The 255-nt window shown below is 52.2% G+C and carries 1 rRNA gene; it reads right to left on the bottom strand.

Annotated features, from left to right (window positions below):
• A 23S ribosomal RNA gene (locus F8197_RS28350) occupies positions 1–255 on the bottom strand; the annotation flags it as partial.

The raw sequence follows: 255 nt of genomic DNA, 5'->3' as shown, positions 1-255 counted from the left end.
GTGGGTTCGGACCTCCAGTGCGTGTTACCGCACCTTCATCCTGGCCATGAGTAGATCACTTGGTTTCGGGTCTACACCCAGCGACTATCGCCCTGTTCGGACTCGATTTCTCTACGGCTTCCCTATATGGTTAACCTTGCCACTGAATGTAAGTCGCTGACCCATTATACAAAAGGTACGCAGTCACGGAACAAGTCCGCTCCTACTGTTTGTATGCACACGGTTTCAGGATCTATTTCACTCCCCTCCCGGGGT

This window comes from Duganella sp. FT27W (assembly GCF_009295655.1).
GTDB lineage: Bacteria > Pseudomonadota > Gammaproteobacteria > Burkholderiales > Burkholderiaceae_D > Rugamonas > Rugamonas zoogloeoides.
This window is presented reverse-complemented; position numbering and strand designations above follow the sequence as displayed.